We start from the raw sequence: 15,257 nt of genomic DNA, 5'->3' as shown, positions 1-15,257 counted from the left end.
ATTCATGCCCAGATTCTAGTTGAATCCCCCGACCCAAACAATCTTGCTGCCACGCCGTCAGTAACGCCAGAAGTTGGGGTGGAACATCACAGCCACTGTGAGAATTTCCAGGCGCCCCAACAACATTCCCAAGGCCAGTGCCCATTTGGCGGTATCCGGAAGGCCGGCGAAATTGCCCGCCGGCCCTATCTCTGGCCCCAGGCCCGGGCCCACATTGGTCACAGCTGTGATCGCCGCCGTCAGGCTGGTGGTGGGTTCCAGACCCGTCAGGACCAAGATCAGCGACAGGCCGACAATCACCATGATAAACAGCAACACGAAGGTGATGATGGAGCGGATGATATCCTCGCTGATCACCCTGTTGTTGTAGCGTTCGCGGAAAATACCATTGGGATGGAACTGTTGTTTCAATTGCTCGCGCATGATGGCACCGGCAATCTGGAAGCGGAAAATCTTGATCCCACCCGACGTCGAGCCGGAGCAACTGCCGACAAACATCAAAAACAGGAAGGCGACATTGGCGACCGCGCCCCAGGCCGAGTAATCTGTCAGGCCATAACCCGTAGTGGTCACTACCGATACCACGTTGAAGCTTGCCAGCCGCAGTGCATCCAGTGGCGCTATCTCCCGACTGCTCCATAGCCAGAGAGCCAGGCTGCAGGAGACCAGTACCAGGAACAGCAGGAAACCCCGAACCTGGGCGTCTTTCCAGACGCTTAAGGAGCGCTGTTGTATGCTCTGGACAAACATCAGCAAGGGCAAGCCGCCGGCGGCCATGAAGATGACCCCCACCCAATGGGCCTGGTTGGAGAAGGCGGCCATGGAGCTGTCCGAAGTCGAATAGCCGCCGGTCGACAGGGTGGTCATGGCGTGATTGATCGCTTGAAACCAATTCATTCCCGCCAGGTGGTAGGCCAGGCTACAGCAGAAGGTCAGCAAGATGTAGGTGAGAAACAGGTATTTGGCCATGCTCTGGGTGCGCGGCACCGCCTTGTCACTCCAGTCGGAGGATTCGGTGCGAAACAGCCGCATACCACCGACGTTAAGGAAGGGCAGTACCGCCACCGCCATGACGATGAAGCCTATGCCCCCCAGCCACTGCAACAGGGAGCGCCAGATGAGGATGCTGTGATCCATGCTATCCAGGCCAGAGAGCACGGTCGAGCCCGTGGTGGTGATGCCGGACATGGTCTCGAAGAAGGCATCTGTATAACCTATGCCGTGATAGAGGGTAAAAGGCATGGCGGCGAACAGACTGACTATGACCCAGGTCAAACTGGTCAGCAGAAACATGTCGCGAATATTCAGGTTCAGTTTCTTGCTCTGGCCGCTATGGATGCAAAGACTCGCGATGACGCCTGTGAACAGGGCCGATAACATGAAGGCGCCGACTGTCTCTTCACCATGGATCAGGGCAAAAAACAACGGCAACAACATGAAGCTTGTCAGTACCGACAAGAAGAGCCCGAGGATAAACAGCAGAGGTTTGAAATTCAGCATGTCGGGGCTTAAAAGAAGAACGCGCTGGGCTGGAATAGTTTCTCTACTTCACCGATGAATTTCTTGTTCACCAGGAAGAGGATCACATGATCCCCTTGTTCTATCACCGTCTTGTCGTGGGCCATCAGCACTTCTTCATCCCTGACTATGGCACCTATTGTGGTGCCGGGCGGCAGCTTGATGTCACCTATGGCCTTGCCCACCACCTTGGAGGTGCTGGGGTCACCATGGGCTATGGCTTCTATGGCCTCGGCGGCCCCGCGCCGCAGCGAATAGACATTGCAGATGTCGCCCTGGCGTATGTGCGTCAGCAGTGCCGAAATCGTCGCTTGCTGCGGTGAAATGGCGATGTCTATGTTGGCTTCCTGCACTATGTCTACATAGGCTTCGCGTTGGATCAGTACCATCACCTTCTTGGCGCCCATGCGCTTGGCCAGCAAGGCCGACATTATGTTGGCTTCGTCATCGTTGGTCACTGCGATGAACACATCCGTCTGATCTATGTGTTCCTCGAGCAGTAATTCCTGATCCGAGGCGTCACCGCAGAAGACAGTGGTGTTCTCCAGCCTTTCCGACAGGGCTTCGGCTCTTTCCTGTCTGTGCTCTATCAGCTTGACCGAGTGGTTGCGCTCCAGGTTCTTCGCCAGCCCCAGGCCTATGTTGCCGCCGCCGGCGATCATCACGTTGCGATAGGTGTTATCCAGCTTCTGCATCTCGCTCATCACGGCGCGGATATGGCGACTGTCGGCGACGAAGAAGACTTCGTCGTCGGCCTCTATTATGGTGGTGCCGCGGGGCATTATGGGACGGCCCTGGCGGAAAATAGCGGCAACCCGGGTATCGATATTCGGCATATGATCCCGCAGGGCGGCCAATGCGTTGCCGACCAGGGGACCCCCGTAATAGGCGCGCACCGCCACCAGGCTCAAACGGCCTTCGGCGAACTCCAACACCTGCAAGGCCCCCGGGTACTCGACCAGGCGCTGTATGTAAGTGGTTACTAATTGTTCGGGGGCGATCAACTCATCGATCACGAAACCGCCACGGGGCCGGCTCTCGCCTTGCTTGGTTTCGCTGTCGATAAACAGCTTCTCATGCATATGCAGGTATTGCTCGGAACGTATCCTGGCGATCTTGGTCGGGGTGCCGAACAGGGTATAGGCTATCTGGCAGGCGGCCATGTTGCACTCATCGCTGTTGGTCACGGCGATCAACATGTCGGCATCTTCCGCTCCGGCTTCCCTGAGCACATCCGGGTGGGCACCATGACCCACAACGACGCGAAGATCATACTTATCCTGCAGGGTGCGCAAGCGGTTCTTGTCGCTGTCGACTATGGTGATGTCGTTGTTCTCACCGACCAGGTTTTCCGCCAGTGTTCCCCCGACTTGGCCCGCACCCAATATGATAATTTTCATTGCCTTGGCTAACCCCTAAAGTGTCGCTTTATGTAGACGGGCATAATAGAAGCCGTCCATATTCTCTTGTCCAGGTACTATCTGCCAGCCTATATCCCCTGGAGCCTGCCGGGCTAAGGTGTCCAGCTTGGCATCGGGTGTACGTGCCATAAATGCCTGAATTTGCTGCTTGTTTTCCTGAGGCAAGATGGAGCAGGTCGCGTATAAGAGTGTGCCACCTGGCTTGAGCCACTGCCAGCAATGATCGAGAATTTGTTGTTGTAGCGCTGCAAGCTCTTCGATATCCTGGCTTTTTCTAAGCCATTTGATGTCCGGGTGACGGCGTATGACCCCTGTGGCCGAACAGGGGGCGTCCAACAGTATGCGGTCAAACTTATCGCCTCGCCACCAGGAGTCTATATTGGCGGCATCGCCATGTATCAGCTCGGCCGTTAATGACAGGCGCTCGAGATTCTGTTGCACCCGCTCCAGGCGTTTGGCATCGAAATCCACCGCCACCAGTTTAATGTCCGGTGCCAGCTCCAACAGATGACAGCTCTTGCCACCGGGCGCCGCACAGGCATCGAGGATCAGTTCATTTGCCTGGGGCGCCAACAGGGTCGCCGCCCACTGAGCCGCACCATCCTGTACCGAGGCTGCACCCAGGTGGAAACCGGGTAATAAGGACACGTCTTTGGGGCTCGCCAGCAGTATGGCATCCGGACTTTCCCCAGCGCCTGCGTCTATGTCCGCCGCTTGCAGCCGGGCCAGGTATTCGTCCCGGGTTTGAGACAGGCGATTGTTGCGCAGCCACATGGGCGGGCGTTCGTGGCTGTGAATGATCACCTGTTGCCAATTTTCCGGGTAGGCTTCCTTGAGGCGCTTGATGAGCCAGGCCGGGGTGTTGTATTTGAGGGTATCCGAGTCTGTGCTCAGCGGCAGTTCCTGGCGCTGAATGTTGCGCAGCACGCCGTTGACCACTTTGACCATACCTTCGAACTTCAGCTGACGGCAGGCTTCGGCGGTTTCCGAGATGGCGGCATGACCCGGAATACGGGTGAAGTACAATTGATAACAACCGACGATCAGCAACTGATGCACAATTCTCTGCTTGCCCTTGAGGGGCTTACTCAGGCAATCGCCTATGCGTTTTTCCAGTTGTGGCAAGTGCCGCATCACCCCATAGCAAAGTTCGGCCAACAAGGCCTTGTCCTTACCGCTGGCGAGGTGCTTCTGTTGCTCAGGCAATGCCACCGACAGTGAGACACCCTTTTCCAATACCTCGAAGACGGCTCTTGCCGCCAGCGCACGTAAATTCATGTCTGTTATTCCGCCTCTGGCATGCCGATGAGAGTGCCAGGGGTGAACCAGTCGGCCCTGGAATTGAGAATGTCCGCCGCGCTAAGGGGTTTCTTGCCTGGGAGTTGCAGCATCTTCAGGCGCAGCACGCCTTGCGCGGTGGCGACATCTATGCCCTGCTTGTTGGCACAGATGATGGTGCCCGGTGCCTGATTGCTCTGGTTTGGCTCGAATTCCGTTTGCCATACCTTGATGCTATTGCCTTGGTGTTCGAAGTAGCTCACAGGCCAGGGATTGAAGGCCCGGACTTCCTGCCATAGCTGTTGTGCCGGCTTATGCCAATCGAGGCGCGCTTCTTCCTTGCTGAGTTTCTCGGCATAGCTGGCTTGGGATTCGTCCTGCTTCTCGGCTGTGAGTGTACCCTCTGCCAAGCCTGCCAATGCCTGCAGCAGAGCCTCTGGGCCCTGTTGGGCCAATTTTTCGTACAGACTGGCGGAGGTATCCGAGTCTTCTATGGGCAGCTGGGTCTTGAGCAGCATGTCGCCGGTATCCAGGCCTATGTCCATCTGCATTATGGTGACGCCTGTGGCTTTATCGCCGGCCCAGAGTGCGCGTTGGATAGGCGCGGCCCCGCGCCAACGCGGCAATATGGAACCATGGACATTGATGCACCCGAGTCGCGGGGTATCCAGCACCACTCTTGGCAAGATGAGGCCATAGGCAACCACCACCATGATATCCGCATCCAGGGCGGCCAGTTGTTGCTGGGCTTCTTCCTTGCGCAGGGAAGGGGGCTGATAGACGGGGATCTGGTGACCGAGTGCCAGGGTCTTAACCGGGCTGGCGCTGAGCTTCTTACCTCGGCCGGCGGGCCTGTCGGGTTGGGTGTAGACGCCGATCACTTGGTGTTCTGAATCCAGCAGGGCCTGCAAGTGTCTGGCGGCAAAATCCGGGGTGCCGGCGAAGATAATCTTTAATGGTTTCAAATCGTGTCCTATGCTTCTTTAGCTTCCTGGCGAGCGGCTTTTTCCAGTTTCTGTCTGATGCGTTGGCGCTTGAGTGGCGACAGGTAATCGACAAACAACTTGCCTTTCAGGTGATCTATTTCATGCTGGATGCAAACGGCAAACAGTTCATCGGCCTCTACCGTGAACGGGTTACCCTCTCTGTCCAGTGCCTTGACCGTGACAAATTCGGCCCTTTCTACCTTGGCGAAGATCCCAGGTACCGACAGGCAGCCTTCCTCGTTACAGAAATCGCCACTGCTGGCGATGATCTCCGGATTGATGAATACCTTGGGTCTGTCGACCTCATCCTGCAGATCCATGACGATGAGTTGTCGGTGGAAATCGACCTGAGTCGCCGCCAGGCCTATGCCTTTTTCCTGGTACATGGTATCGAACATGTCATCTATCTGGGTCTGCAATGCCGGGGTGAATTCGGTTACGGGTTGGGCTAGCGTCCGCAATCGCTCATCCGGGTAACGTAAAACTGTTAACAATGCCATACATAAACTCTTAACAGATCTGTCAAATAAAAATCAGTTGGTTATACTGACCCATGCTATAGCAGTAATTTTAATCCTTAGCGGCATTCAATAACAGCAAAAGCTCAATTTAAGGGCTAAACAACATGGACACCACCATGAAAAGGTTAATTTTCCTCGCGTTACTGACATTCAGTTCTTCATTTTTATTGGCAGACACTCTCACGCTCAAGCCTGGGCACCCAACCAGTTATGTGGTCAAGAAGGGGGATACCCTCTGGGATATTGCGGCGCATTTCCTGCAGGATCCCTGGCGCTGGCCCAAGTTATGGGGGGCCAATCCCCAGATTGCCAACCCGCATCTCATCTACCCCGGCGACCAGCTTACCCTGGAATTTGTCGATGGTGAGCCGCGTCTGGTTCGCAAACCCCATATGCGCAAGGGCCCCGAGGGGCGAATCGTTTCCAAGGATGCGGCGATTCCGGCGATCGATTTGGCGTTGATCCAACCTTACCTGGTCAACAACAGGGTGGTCGATGCCGAATGGTTGGCGCAGCAACCCATGGTTCTGGGCGGCGAGAGCCCATCCAGGCACCATATTGGCGGCGATGTCATCTATATCAATGCCGAACTGCCGGTGGGGCAGGAATATGGGATTTACGCCCAGGGGCGGGAATTTTTCGACAAGGCGTCGGGTGATCCCCTGGGACAGGAGGTGATCTTGACCGCCAGCAGCCGGGTGATAGCCTCAGGGCCTGTCTCCAAGATCCAGCTCCTGAGTAACCTGAGGGAAACCAAGGCGGGTTACCGGGTATTGGCTATCGAAGATGAGGCGTTAACCTCGGCCTACTTCACCCCGCAAGCGGCGGCGCTGGAGAGCCAGGCCCATGTGCTGGCCTCGGAGAAGAATATCCGTGAAATGGGCAAGCTGGATATCGCCTATCTGGATAAGGGCAGCGACGACGGGGTGTTGCCTGGGCAGGTATTTTCCATCCTGCGTGAAGGTGACGAGATAGTATTCGACAAGGATGGCACTCCTATCTCCTCGAGTGAGCGTTCCACCTACGATAATCTGGTGGCCGGTCTTTCATTCGATAACGGCATCAAGGTTCCGGATGTGCATCAAGGTAAGCTCATGGTCTTTAAGGTCTTCGACAAGACCAGCATGGGACTTATCCTGGTCGCGGATCATACCGTCAGGGTAGATGACAAGCTGGTGACGCCTGAGTCCTTGGCGCTGAGAGGTGACTGATCCGAGATGAGCTGGTCGATTGGCTGGTTGTTTGTGCAGTATCCGGGCTAGGACCGGCCCGGATCCAACAATTATTGACCCAGATGGGGGTTAGCGAACTCAGGTTGCGGCTGGAGCATGAGCAAGCTGCCTTGCCTTTCTCCGAGACCCTGCTTTCCCGGCTTAAGCCAGACTATGCCAGAGTGGAGCAAGCGCTCGAGTGGCAACAACAAGCGCCTCACCACAGCATTATCAGCTTTTCAGATCCCCTGTATCCGCCTCTGTTGAGGCAGATCACAGATCCCCCTCCGATACTCTTCGTCAAAGGCCAGGCCGAGACGCTGTTGCTGCCGAGCCTGGCCGTGGTCGGCAGTCGCAATGCCTCTCCCGCCGGGTTGCAACTGAGTCAGAGGCTCGCCGCCGAACTGGTGGAGCAAGGTCTGGCGATTTGCAGTGGCATGGCGACGGGCATAGATGGCGCCGCCCATAAGGCGGCGCTGGCCTTGGGGGGCACCACTATTGCCGTTTTAGGAACGGGGATAGAGAATGTCTATCCCAAGCGCCATCGGCAACTTTATCAGGATATTCAGCAGCAAGGCTGTGTCATCAGCGAATTCTGGCCGGATACCGCACCATTTGCCGGCAATTTTCCGAAACGTAATCGCATCATCAGCGGTCTATCTCTGGGAGTCTTGGTGGTGGAAGCCTGCCGTAAGAGTGGCTCATTGATTACCGCCAGACTGGCGTCTGAACAGGGGCGTGAAGTGTTCGCAGTACCTGGCTCGGTAGTGGGCGGTCATAGCCAGGGATGTCATGATTTGTTACGAAATGGCGCAAGCCTGGTAGAGACGGGCGCGGATATCATACAAGAACTGGCAAGTTTGTATCAGTTTCACCTTGAAGACGTTAGAATGCGTCACCATATAACGGAGGAGTGCAAAATGTGTGATTTGCCATTTGCATCCCTGTTGGCTAGTGTAGGTTATGAGACCACATCCCTGGATGCTGTGGTTGAGCATAGTGGAAAAACGATAGATCTGGTATTGGAGCAAATGCTTGAACTCGAGTTGCAAGGCTGGGTTGCTGCTGTCCCCGGCGGATATGTCAGACTGAAGAGGAAATAGCCATGTTTGATATTCTCATGTATCTATTTGAAAACTATGTTCATAGTGAGATTGAGCTCCTGGTCGATGAAGACGAACTTACCAAGGAACTCACGCGTGCGGGTTTTCATCAATCAGCCATTCTCAAGGCCCTGTCCTGGTTGGAGCGTTTGGCTGAACTGCAGGAAGGCGACACGCCTTACCTGTGCAATCATGCGCAGCATTCCTTCCGTATCTACACCAAAGATGAGATGGATAAACTGGATGTGGAATCCCGTGGTTTCCTGTTGTTCTTGGAGCAGGTCAAGGTGCTCAGTGTCGAGACGCGGGAAATGGTGATCGACAGGGTCATGGAGCTGGATGAACCGGCCTTGATATTGGAAGATCTTAAGTGGGTGATCCTCATGGTATTATTCAATGCCCCAGGCAATGAATCCGCCTATGAGCAGATGGAAGATCTCATCTTTGAGCAACCCGAAGGCCGCTTGCACTCTTAGCCGCCTGCTTGATGCATCCCATGCTGCGTTATTATGGAAGGAGGTCGATGGGCCTCCTTTTTTGATCTTATTTTCCAAGCTGTGAGCATAGGCATTTCCCTGCCGGGTCTGAGCTTGGTAAAATATCGCCACCTATTGCCGATGAGAACCCCATGTCCAAGATAGATCAACAGCTGTTCAACGCCCACGAGCATGCACTGGAAAAAGAGTACGAACTCTGTCCCGAGTGCGGCAGTGAACTGTCTGTGAAACACAGTAAACATGGGAGTTTCCTCGGTTGCAACAACTACCCTGCTTGTGGCTATAGCCGGCCATTGGTGCAGCACGAGTCTATCGAGAGTCAGTTGATAGCCGGCTCCGAGTGCCCCGAATGCGGTCATGAGTTGGCGGTCAAGTCGGGCCGCTTCGGCATTTTCATCGGCTGCTCCCAGTATCCTGCCTGCACTCATATAGAAAAACCGGACCAGCCCAGCGATATCTCGGCCATTGGCTGTCCCTCGTGCAAGCAAGGGCACCTGGAGCATAGGACCAGCCGTTTCGGCAAGAGTTTCTATGCTTGCAATGCCTATCCCAAGTGCAAGTTCTTGGTGAACTATCCGCCTAGAGCCGAGTCCTGCCCAGATTGCGGCTTCGGTATTCTGGTCGAGCGCAAGGGGGCCGCCGGCGCTCGCCTTGAATGCCCGCAAAAAACCTGTAAGTACAAGCGGCCACTATGAAGCTGACATCCGGGCCGGGCTTGTTCGTATCATTTTTCGCTTTAATCATAGCAACATGAGTGTATTCAGACTCATGTCAGTAAGGTATTAGAGATGTTGCAGTTGCTTCCGACTGAAACCACGGCCGTGCTCCAGCAGGGAGGGGTGATAGCCTATCCCACCGAGGCCGTTTACGGCCTGGGGTGTGATCCCGATAACTTGGAGGCGGTGCAGCGGTTGCTCACGCTGAAACAGCGGCCTTGGCAGAAGGGCTTGATCTTGGTGGCCAGCGACTACCGTCAGCTGCAGCCTTATATAGATGAGTCCAGGTTGACTCAGGCCCAGCTCGCTTTCGCCTTCAGCAAGTGGCCGGGTCCTTTCACCTTGGTGATGCCGGCGCAGCCGCAAGTGTCTCAGTTGCTGCGGGGCTCGTTCGATTCTATCGCCGTCAGGGTATCTGCCCATGCAGGCATCCGTGCCATCTGTGACACCACAGGCAGGGCCCTGGTGTCGACCAGTGCCAATCTCGCCGGGGAGCCGCCGGCGCTCAGTGCCGAGACGATCCTGACGAATTTTAACCAACAAATTGCTGCGCTTGTGCTCGGTGAACTTGGCGAAGAGCGTCAACCATCGACCATAATAGATGCCCGCAGCGGCCAGATTTTACGAAACGGACGATAAGGAACACAACATGTTGCCAGATGCATCGGTGGTTAAGGCCTTTTTACTCGAGCTGCAGACCCAGATCTGTGACGGCCTCGAAGTGTTGGACGCTGAGGCCAAGTTTGTTGCCGACAGCTGGACCCGGGCCGAGGGCGGCGGCGGAACCAGCAAGGTATTGACCGGCGGGGCTGTGTTCGAACAGGCCGGGGTTAACTTCTCCCATGTGACGGGTGCCGCCATGCCGGCATCCGCCACGGCCCACAGACCCGAACTGGCCGGCCGTAGCTTCGAGGCTATGGGGGTATCCCTGGTGATACACCCGAAAAACCCTTATGTGCCTACCACACATGCCAATGTGCGTTTCTTTATCGCCCATAAAGAGGGTGCCGATCCTGTCTGGTGGTTCGGTGGCGGTTTCGACCTGACGCCTTACTATCCGTTCGAGGAGGATGTGCTGCATTGGCACCGGACCGCCAAAGACATTTGTGATCCCTTCGGCGAAGAGGTCTACCCCAAGTATAAGCAGTGGTGTGATGAATACTTCTTCCTGCCCCATCGCAACGAGACCCGCGGCGTCGGCGGCCTCTTCTTCGATGATTTGAATCAGGGTGGGTTCGATGCCAGCTTCGACTTCACCCGGGCGGTGGGCAATGGCTTCCTCAGCGCCTATGCCCCCATAGTCAAGCGCCGGCAGGACACTGCCTATGGCGAACGTGAACGTGAGTTCCAGCTCTATCGCCGTGGCCGCTATGTCGAATTCAATCTTGTGTATGACAGAGGCACGCTATTCGGGCTGCAAACCGGTGGGCGCACCGAGTCTATCCTCATGTCCATGCCTCCCCTGGTGCGTTGGCAATACGCCTACAGCCCGGAAGCCGGCAGTCCCGAGGCCGAGCTGTACGACAAGTACCTGCAACCCAGAGACTGGCTGTCGGTTAACCCGGGTGGGAATGAGTCCAGGGAACCGGGACTATAACTGAGCACCAATTGGCTATGGCGGGGATGCCATGGCCAAGTCCATGGCGTTTTTGCCTGCAGTTTCGTCGAATGTGCTAACCCTGATTGAGTTTAAAGCTGCGTACCTGTTCATCCAGCTCCCTTGCCAGGTTGAGCAGCTGTTCACTGACCTGTTTGCTGCCATGGGCATCCTGCAGCGATTGTTCGGCATTGTCCCTTATGCTGGTGACACTCTGGTTGATCTCCTCCGCCGCTAAGTTTTGCTGCTCGGTCGCATCGGCAATCTGCACATTCAGCTGATTTATTTCATGCATTTGTCCGGATATTTCTTTCAAGGCCAAGGCCACATCCTGAACCTGGCGCGCGCGCTCGTCGGCCTCGGCACAGGAGTCATTCATCGCTGTGACCGTTTGTTGTGCCTCGGTTTGCAGCTTCTCTATGGTGCGCTTGATTTCGTCGGTCGAGTCGTGGGTGCGGGTCGCCAGTATGCGCACCTCGTCCGCGACCACGGCAAATCCGCGCCCGGCTTCACCGGCGCGCGCCGCTTCTATCGCGGCATTCAGTGCCAAGAGGTTGGTCTGCTCGGCAATGGCACTGATGACCTCCAATACCTTGCCGACTTCCAGCGTCTGCGCCTGCAGCTGGCTGACCTGAGTGGTCGCCGCCCTGACATCATTCGCCAGTCGATTGATGCTCTGCTCCGTCTGTTGGGCGATGGCCATACTCTTTTCAGCGACCAGATTGCTGGCATCGGATTTAGCCGAGGCATAATGGGTAGTATTTTTCACTTCCGCCGATGAAGATTCCAGCTCATTGATCGCGGCGGCTACCGAATCTGTGCCGAGTTTCTGCTGCATTATCGCCTGCTCAGTGGCTTCGGCCGAGCTGTAGATGGTTTCGGCCGAGTGGATGAGCACCTTGGATGACTTGGAAACCTGGGTAATATTGTCTTTGAATGCCGCCATCATCTTGTTGAAGTTATCGGCGAGCAGACCCAGTTCATCCTGGCTCTTATCCGTGATGGTCAGGCTCAAGTCTTTATTCTGGGTCGCCTGGCGCATGGTCCGGCCCAATTGCTTCAGGCGCTTGATGAACAACTTGCGAAATACCATGCCAAGGAAGACGAAGGCGACGATGAAGATGGCGCTCAGCAATGCCGTGCTGAACCAAGTATTGCGGGTGACGGTTGCGTCTATCTGGGCCAGGGAGTAGCTGATCTTTACCGCCCCCAGCACTTCCCCTTCCTTGGCCTGATGGCAGCCCAGACAGTTGGTACCCTTGTAGTTTTCGCGGGCGGTCATGGGTTTCAGGTAGGTCAAGACACGCTTATCGCCGCGTTGCTCTATGAACAAAGACTCTTTTCCCTGTAGCGCCGCCAGTTCCGCCGGCCCCTTGGCCTGCTCATTGGGGTTACCCGGACCATAGACTTGCTGGACTCTTTGACCACGTATGATGTGGGCGTCTTCGATATTGGCTTGGCTGCGGATCTTGTCACTGAAGATATTGCGATTCGCCATGGTGCCGGTGAGCATCATGGTGTTGATGGAATCGAAATAGTTATCCGCCAGCAGGCGGATATTGTTCTCGACAGTCTCCTGGGCCAGGCTTTGTTGCTGATTCGAGCCGGTAATCAGGCTGGCAGCCAAGACCAGGATGCCGGTCACCGCCAGCAGCGCATATATTTTATGTTGAATCGAGTGCAGACGCATAATATCCCAGCCCTAAATGTGAAGGGCATATTATGCGGCCAGCCGCCGGGGAGGGGCTTTGATTTGGCGCAATAAAAGGCCAGATTTCGCCAGGCTACCTGTTGCGCATATGATCTGCCAGTGTGCTGATGGCCTGGTAGATGACATCTCTATGTTGGGCGTCTGCAATCGTTTCCTCTATGGCGTGTTTCATGCAGAGCAGCCATTGATCCCGCATGGCTTCATCTATGGCGAATGACATGTGTCTCGCCCTCAATGCCGGGTGACCATATTTCTGTTGATAGAGCTGCGGCCCACCCAACCAACCACTGAGAAATTCGAACAGTTTTTGCTCCGACTGGGCCAGCGGTGCCCTGTGAATAGCCAGGAGTTCGGCACTGGCGCTCTGGCGTTGCATTTGCAGGTAAAATTGCTGGGCCAGGGCGCGGATCACTGGCTCACCGCCGACTAGCTCATAGGCATTGGATTGCTTGGGATCTCTGTCATCCCTAGGTATCTGACGCTTGAAAAGTTTGCTGAACCAGTTCATTTCATATCCAGTGTGGCGGGGTTGGCGCCATTATAGCCCCAAGCAGGATGAAAATAACTCGCAGATAAAGAATTGCAATGGGACCCGGGCGCAGTAGACTGAATGCCTCACACTGACGATAGGCTCAAGATGACAGACAGATATGCGGTTTTCGGCAACCCCATAGGGCATAGCAAGTCGCCCTTCATTCACCGACTCTTTGCCCGCAATACGGCGCAGGCGCTGACCTATGAGGCCATACTGGCCCCGGTTGACGGTTTCGCGCCGGCATTGCAGCGTTTCTTCGCCGAGGGCGGCAAGGGCGCCAATGTGACTGTGCCCTTCAAGGAGCAGGCATTCGCCCTGTGTGACAGCATGAGCGAGGAAGCCAGATTGGCGGGGGCCGTCAATACCCTGATACGCCAGGCCGACGGCAGCATACGTGGCGAAAATACCGATGGTTTGGGACTGGTGGCCGATCTCGAGGCTAACCTTGGCAGCCTCACGGGCAAGACAGTGCTGTTGCTGGGGGCCGGTGGCGCGGCCAGAGGCTGTATCCTGCCGCTGCTCAATGCCGGTATTGGCGAACTTTGCATCACCAACCGCACCCAATCCAAGGCAGACATGCTCGCCGGGCAATTCGCCGGTCATGGTAAGGTGACGGCGATAGCCATGCCGGAGCTCAACCTAGCCTACGACATCATAATCAATTCAACGTCCGCGAGTTTATCCAACGAGCTGCCGCCTGTACCTGCCAGGGTGGTTGGCAGTCACAGCGTCTGCTACGACATGATGTATGGCAAAGAGACCACGGCTTTCAATCTCTGGGCCAAGGCCCAAGGGGCGGCGCAGGTGATGGATGGCTTGGGCATGTTGGTAGGGCAGGCGGCCAAGAGTTTCGCCCTATGGCGTGGGATCGAGCCCGAAACGGCAACGGTGCAACAGGCACTCAGGGCCTCGTTGGCCTCAAGCTAATACTGGACTAATAGAAAACAGGGCAGCCAATGAATCAAAGTATTCTTTTCCCCGATCTGCAGCATTGGGACAATGAACGGCAGAGAGTGCATTTCCCGGTGCAGGTACAGGGGGCCACGCTCGATTGCTATATAGGTATTCAAGCCTTGGCCAAGTTGGCCGAATGTGAATGCTTGTCAGACTCACAGGTGCTGCAGGTGTTCGAGGAGTATCGCTTCGACATCGAAGACTGGGTGGAAACGCTCATCGAACAGGAAGCCTTCGATGAGCATGGCGCCATACAGTTACAGCCTTAGGCTTGACTAGCTAAACCGCGGGGGAAGAGGTTCCCTGCTGCGCCTGTCTGTCCGCCAGGTATTCATTCTTCAATACCACATAGTTGTCGGCCGACTGTGGCAGGAACGCCAGTTCGGCTTGGGTCAAAGGCCTGGCTTGCTTGGCTGGGCTGCCGACATACAAATAACCGCTCTGCAATACCTTGCCTGGCGGCACCAGAGAACCGGCACCCAAGATCACATCGTCTTCGATCACTGCACCATCGAGAATGATGGCACCCATGCCGACCAACACCCTGTTGCCCACCTGGCAGCCATGCAGCATCGCCTTATGGCCTATGGTGACATCGTCGCCTATGAGCAGCGGATGCCCGTCCGGCCTGGCTGGCGATTTGCGGGTGACGTGCAGAATAGTGCCATCCTGCACATTGCTGCGTTTGCCTATGCGTATATGGTTTACATCACCGCGAGCCGCGACCAAGGGCCAGACACTGGCATCAGTATCCAAGGCGATGTCACCAACCAAGATTGCAGCATCGTCTACATAGACAGCTTCTGCCAATTGTGGACTGATGCCCTGGTAAGTACGTAAAGAAGTCGACATGAAAGGTCCTGAATTAGGGGTTTTCAGCATTATAAAGCTTAAAAAGTGGCTGGTCAGGTCAAATTTCAGACGAACGACAATAAAACTGCAATTATCTCAGGATAAGGGGTTGCGCACTTCCTCAATCTCCCTATAATGCGCATCCACTGACACGGCAGACAGCGAAAGCTAACCACCGAGTCGGGTTGATTTGAAACTGTTACTCTCTGTTGAGAATGGCACTTAAATCAACAGCGAAAAGAAGTTTTAAAAACTCCTTGACGCCAAACGGGAAATGCGTAAAATGCACGACCCTGAGCTGATGAAGCATCAGCCCCGACCCAACGCGGTCAACGCTCTTTAACAATCTAAAACAAG

The 15,257-nt window shown here is 55.5% G+C and carries 16 protein-coding genes; 8 read left to right on the top strand and 8 right to left on the bottom strand.

Annotated elements, in window-relative coordinates; all coding sequences use genetic code 11:
- Positions 1-57: 57 nt before the first annotated feature.
- Genes HC757_RS16555 through def form a run of 5 tightly spaced genes read right to left on the bottom strand, consistent with a single transcriptional unit; the run spans position 58 to position 5,703 of the window.
- The gene (locus HC757_RS16555; RefSeq protein WP_169565501.1) at positions 58-1,500 is read right to left on the bottom strand and encodes a TrkH family potassium uptake protein; all 1,443 of its coding nucleotides are present in this window, start codon (positions 1,498-1,500) and stop codon (positions 58-60) included.
- Between the two features lie 8 nt (positions 1,501-1,508).
- Complete coding sequence (gene trkA / locus HC757_RS16550; RefSeq protein WP_169565500.1) at positions 1,509-2,918, bottom strand: Trk system potassium transporter TrkA; 1,410 nt, start codon at positions 2,916-2,918, stop codon at positions 1,509-1,511.
- Between the two features lie 15 nt (positions 2,919-2,933).
- Positions 2,934-4,217 carry a 16S rRNA (cytosine(967)-C(5))-methyltransferase RsmB gene (rsmB, locus tag HC757_RS16545; protein ID WP_169565499.1) on the bottom strand — a complete coding sequence of 428 codons (1,284 nt, stop codon included), beginning with the start codon at positions 4,215-4,217 and terminating at the stop codon, positions 2,934-2,936.
- Positions 4,218-4,222: 5 nt separating this feature from the next.
- Entirely contained in the window at positions 4,223-5,182 is a 960-nt protein-coding gene (gene fmt, locus HC757_RS16540) for a methionyl-tRNA formyltransferase (RefSeq protein ID WP_169565498.1), read from the bottom strand.
- Between the two features lie 8 nt (positions 5,183-5,190).
- The gene (gene def / locus HC757_RS16535; RefSeq protein WP_169565497.1) at positions 5,191-5,703 is read right to left on the bottom strand and encodes a peptide deformylase; all 513 of its coding nucleotides are present in this window, start codon (positions 5,701-5,703) and stop codon (positions 5,191-5,193) included.
- Positions 5,704-5,828: 125 nt separating this feature from the next.
- Between def and HC757_RS16530 the strand changes: the two genes are divergently transcribed.
- The 6 genes from HC757_RS16530 to hemF all read left to right on the top strand — a co-directional run bounded on the left by HC757_RS16530 (position 5,829) and on the right by hemF (position 10,848).
- Positions 5,829-6,935, top strand: a complete 1,107-nt coding sequence (locus HC757_RS16530) for a LysM peptidoglycan-binding domain-containing protein (protein ID WP_169565496.1) — start codon at positions 5,829-5,831, stop codon at positions 6,933-6,935.
- Positions 6,936-7,018: 83 nt separating this feature from the next.
- Positions 7,019-8,038, top strand: coding sequence for a DNA-processing protein DprA (gene dprA, locus HC757_RS16525; RefSeq protein WP_169565495.1), 1,020 nt, complete (start codon positions 7,019-7,021; stop codon positions 8,036-8,038).
- A 2-nt stretch (positions 8,039-8,040) separates the two neighbouring features.
- Positions 8,041-8,514: a DUF494 family protein gene (locus HC757_RS16520; RefSeq protein ID WP_169565494.1), complete on the top strand. Its 474-nt coding sequence runs from the start codon at positions 8,041-8,043 to the stop codon at positions 8,512-8,514.
- Positions 8,515-8,666: 152 nt separating this feature from the next.
- Positions 8,667-9,230: a DNA topoisomerase family protein gene (locus HC757_RS16515; protein ID WP_169565493.1), complete on the top strand. Its 564-nt coding sequence runs from the start codon at positions 8,667-8,669 to the stop codon at positions 9,228-9,230.
- A 93-nt stretch (positions 9,231-9,323) separates the two neighbouring features.
- Positions 9,324-9,890 (top strand): L-threonylcarbamoyladenylate synthase type 1 TsaC, encoded by a 567-nt coding sequence (gene tsaC, locus HC757_RS16510; RefSeq protein WP_169565492.1) that lies wholly within the window; start codon positions 9,324-9,326, stop codon positions 9,888-9,890.
- A gap of 10 nt (positions 9,891-9,900) precedes the next feature.
- Positions 9,901-10,848: an oxygen-dependent coproporphyrinogen oxidase gene (gene hemF / locus HC757_RS16505; RefSeq protein ID WP_169565491.1), complete on the top strand. Its 948-nt coding sequence runs from the start codon at positions 9,901-9,903 to the stop codon at positions 10,846-10,848.
- 76 nt (positions 10,849-10,924) lie between these two features.
- On the opposite strand, the gene HC757_RS16500 is transcribed toward hemF, so the two are convergent.
- Both HC757_RS16500 and HC757_RS16495 read right to left on the bottom strand, forming a co-directional pair.
- The gene (locus tag HC757_RS16500) at positions 10,925-12,538 is read right to left on the bottom strand and encodes a methyl-accepting chemotaxis protein (protein WP_169565490.1); all 1,614 of its coding nucleotides are present in this window, start codon (positions 12,536-12,538) and stop codon (positions 10,925-10,927) included.
- Positions 12,539-12,632: 94 nt separating this feature from the next.
- Positions 12,633-13,067, bottom strand: a complete 435-nt coding sequence (locus HC757_RS16495; protein WP_169565489.1) for a group II truncated hemoglobin — start codon at positions 13,065-13,067, stop codon at positions 12,633-12,635.
- Positions 13,068-13,196: 129 nt separating this feature from the next.
- On the opposite strand from HC757_RS16495, the gene aroE reads away from it, so the two are divergent.
- Positions 13,197-14,021, top strand: a complete 825-nt coding sequence (gene aroE / locus HC757_RS16490; RefSeq protein WP_169565550.1) for a shikimate dehydrogenase — start codon at positions 13,197-13,199, stop codon at positions 14,019-14,021.
- Positions 14,022-14,050: 29 nt separating this feature from the next.
- Positions 14,051-14,317, top strand: coding sequence for a DUF1488 family protein (locus HC757_RS16485; protein ID WP_169565488.1), 267 nt, complete (start codon positions 14,051-14,053; stop codon positions 14,315-14,317).
- A gap of 10 nt (positions 14,318-14,327) precedes the next feature.
- Here HC757_RS16485 and HC757_RS16480 read toward each other — a convergent pair whose 3' ends face one another.
- The gene (locus HC757_RS16480; protein WP_169565487.1) at positions 14,328-14,900 is read right to left on the bottom strand and encodes a gamma carbonic anhydrase family protein; all 573 of its coding nucleotides are present in this window, start codon (positions 14,898-14,900) and stop codon (positions 14,328-14,330) included.
- Between the last annotated feature and the right edge of the window lie 357 nt (positions 14,901-15,257).

The organism is Shewanella salipaludis, from assembly GCF_012911865.1.
In the GTDB taxonomy this organism is placed as follows: domain Bacteria; phylum Pseudomonadota; class Gammaproteobacteria; order Enterobacterales; family Shewanellaceae; genus Shewanella; species Shewanella salipaludis.
Note: the sequence above shows the minus strand (reverse complement) of the source record. Positions and strands in the feature narration are given on the sequence as shown.

Excerpts from the sequence above, each read along its gene's own strand:
- HC757_RS16555 (WP_169565501.1), bottom strand. The coding sequence starts at position 1,500 with ATGCTGAATTTCAAACCTCTGCTGTTTATCCTCGGGCTCTTCTTGTCG.
- trkA (WP_169565500.1), bottom strand. The coding sequence starts at position 2,918 with ATGAAAATTATCATATTGGGTGCGGGCCAAGTCGGGGGAACACTGGCG.
- rsmB (WP_169565499.1), bottom strand. The coding sequence starts at position 4,217 with ATGAATTTACGTGCGCTGGCGGCAAGAGCCGTCTTCGAGGTATTGGAA.
- def (WP_169565497.1), bottom strand. The coding sequence starts at position 5,703 with ATGGCATTGTTAACAGTTTTACGTTACCCGGATGAGCGATTGCGGACG.
- HC757_RS16530 (WP_169565496.1), top strand. The coding sequence starts at position 5,829 with ATGGACACCACCATGAAAAGGTTAATTTTCCTCGCGTTACTGACATTC.
- dprA (WP_169565495.1), top strand. The coding sequence starts at position 7,019 with ATGGGGGTTAGCGAACTCAGGTTGCGGCTGGAGCATGAGCAAGCTGCC.
- HC757_RS16520 (WP_169565494.1), top strand. The coding sequence starts at position 8,041 with ATGTTTGATATTCTCATGTATCTATTTGAAAACTATGTTCATAGTGAG.
- HC757_RS16515 (WP_169565493.1), top strand. The coding sequence starts at position 8,667 with ATGTCCAAGATAGATCAACAGCTGTTCAACGCCCACGAGCATGCACTG.
- tsaC (WP_169565492.1), top strand. The coding sequence starts at position 9,324 with ATGTTGCAGTTGCTTCCGACTGAAACCACGGCCGTGCTCCAGCAGGGA.
- hemF (WP_169565491.1), top strand. The coding sequence starts at position 9,901 with ATGTTGCCAGATGCATCGGTGGTTAAGGCCTTTTTACTCGAGCTGCAG.
- HC757_RS16500 (WP_169565490.1), bottom strand. The coding sequence starts at position 12,538 with ATGCGTCTGCACTCGATTCAACATAAAATATATGCGCTGCTGGCGGTG.
- HC757_RS16495 (WP_169565489.1), bottom strand. The coding sequence starts at position 13,067 with ATGAACTGGTTCAGCAAACTTTTCAAGCGTCAGATACCTAGGGATGAC.
- aroE (WP_169565550.1), top strand. The coding sequence starts at position 13,197 with ATGACAGACAGATATGCGGTTTTCGGCAACCCCATAGGGCATAGCAAG.
- HC757_RS16485 (WP_169565488.1), top strand. The coding sequence starts at position 14,051 with ATGAATCAAAGTATTCTTTTCCCCGATCTGCAGCATTGGGACAATGAA.
- HC757_RS16480 (WP_169565487.1), bottom strand. The coding sequence starts at position 14,900 with ATGTCGACTTCTTTACGTACTTACCAGGGCATCAGTCCACAATTGGCA.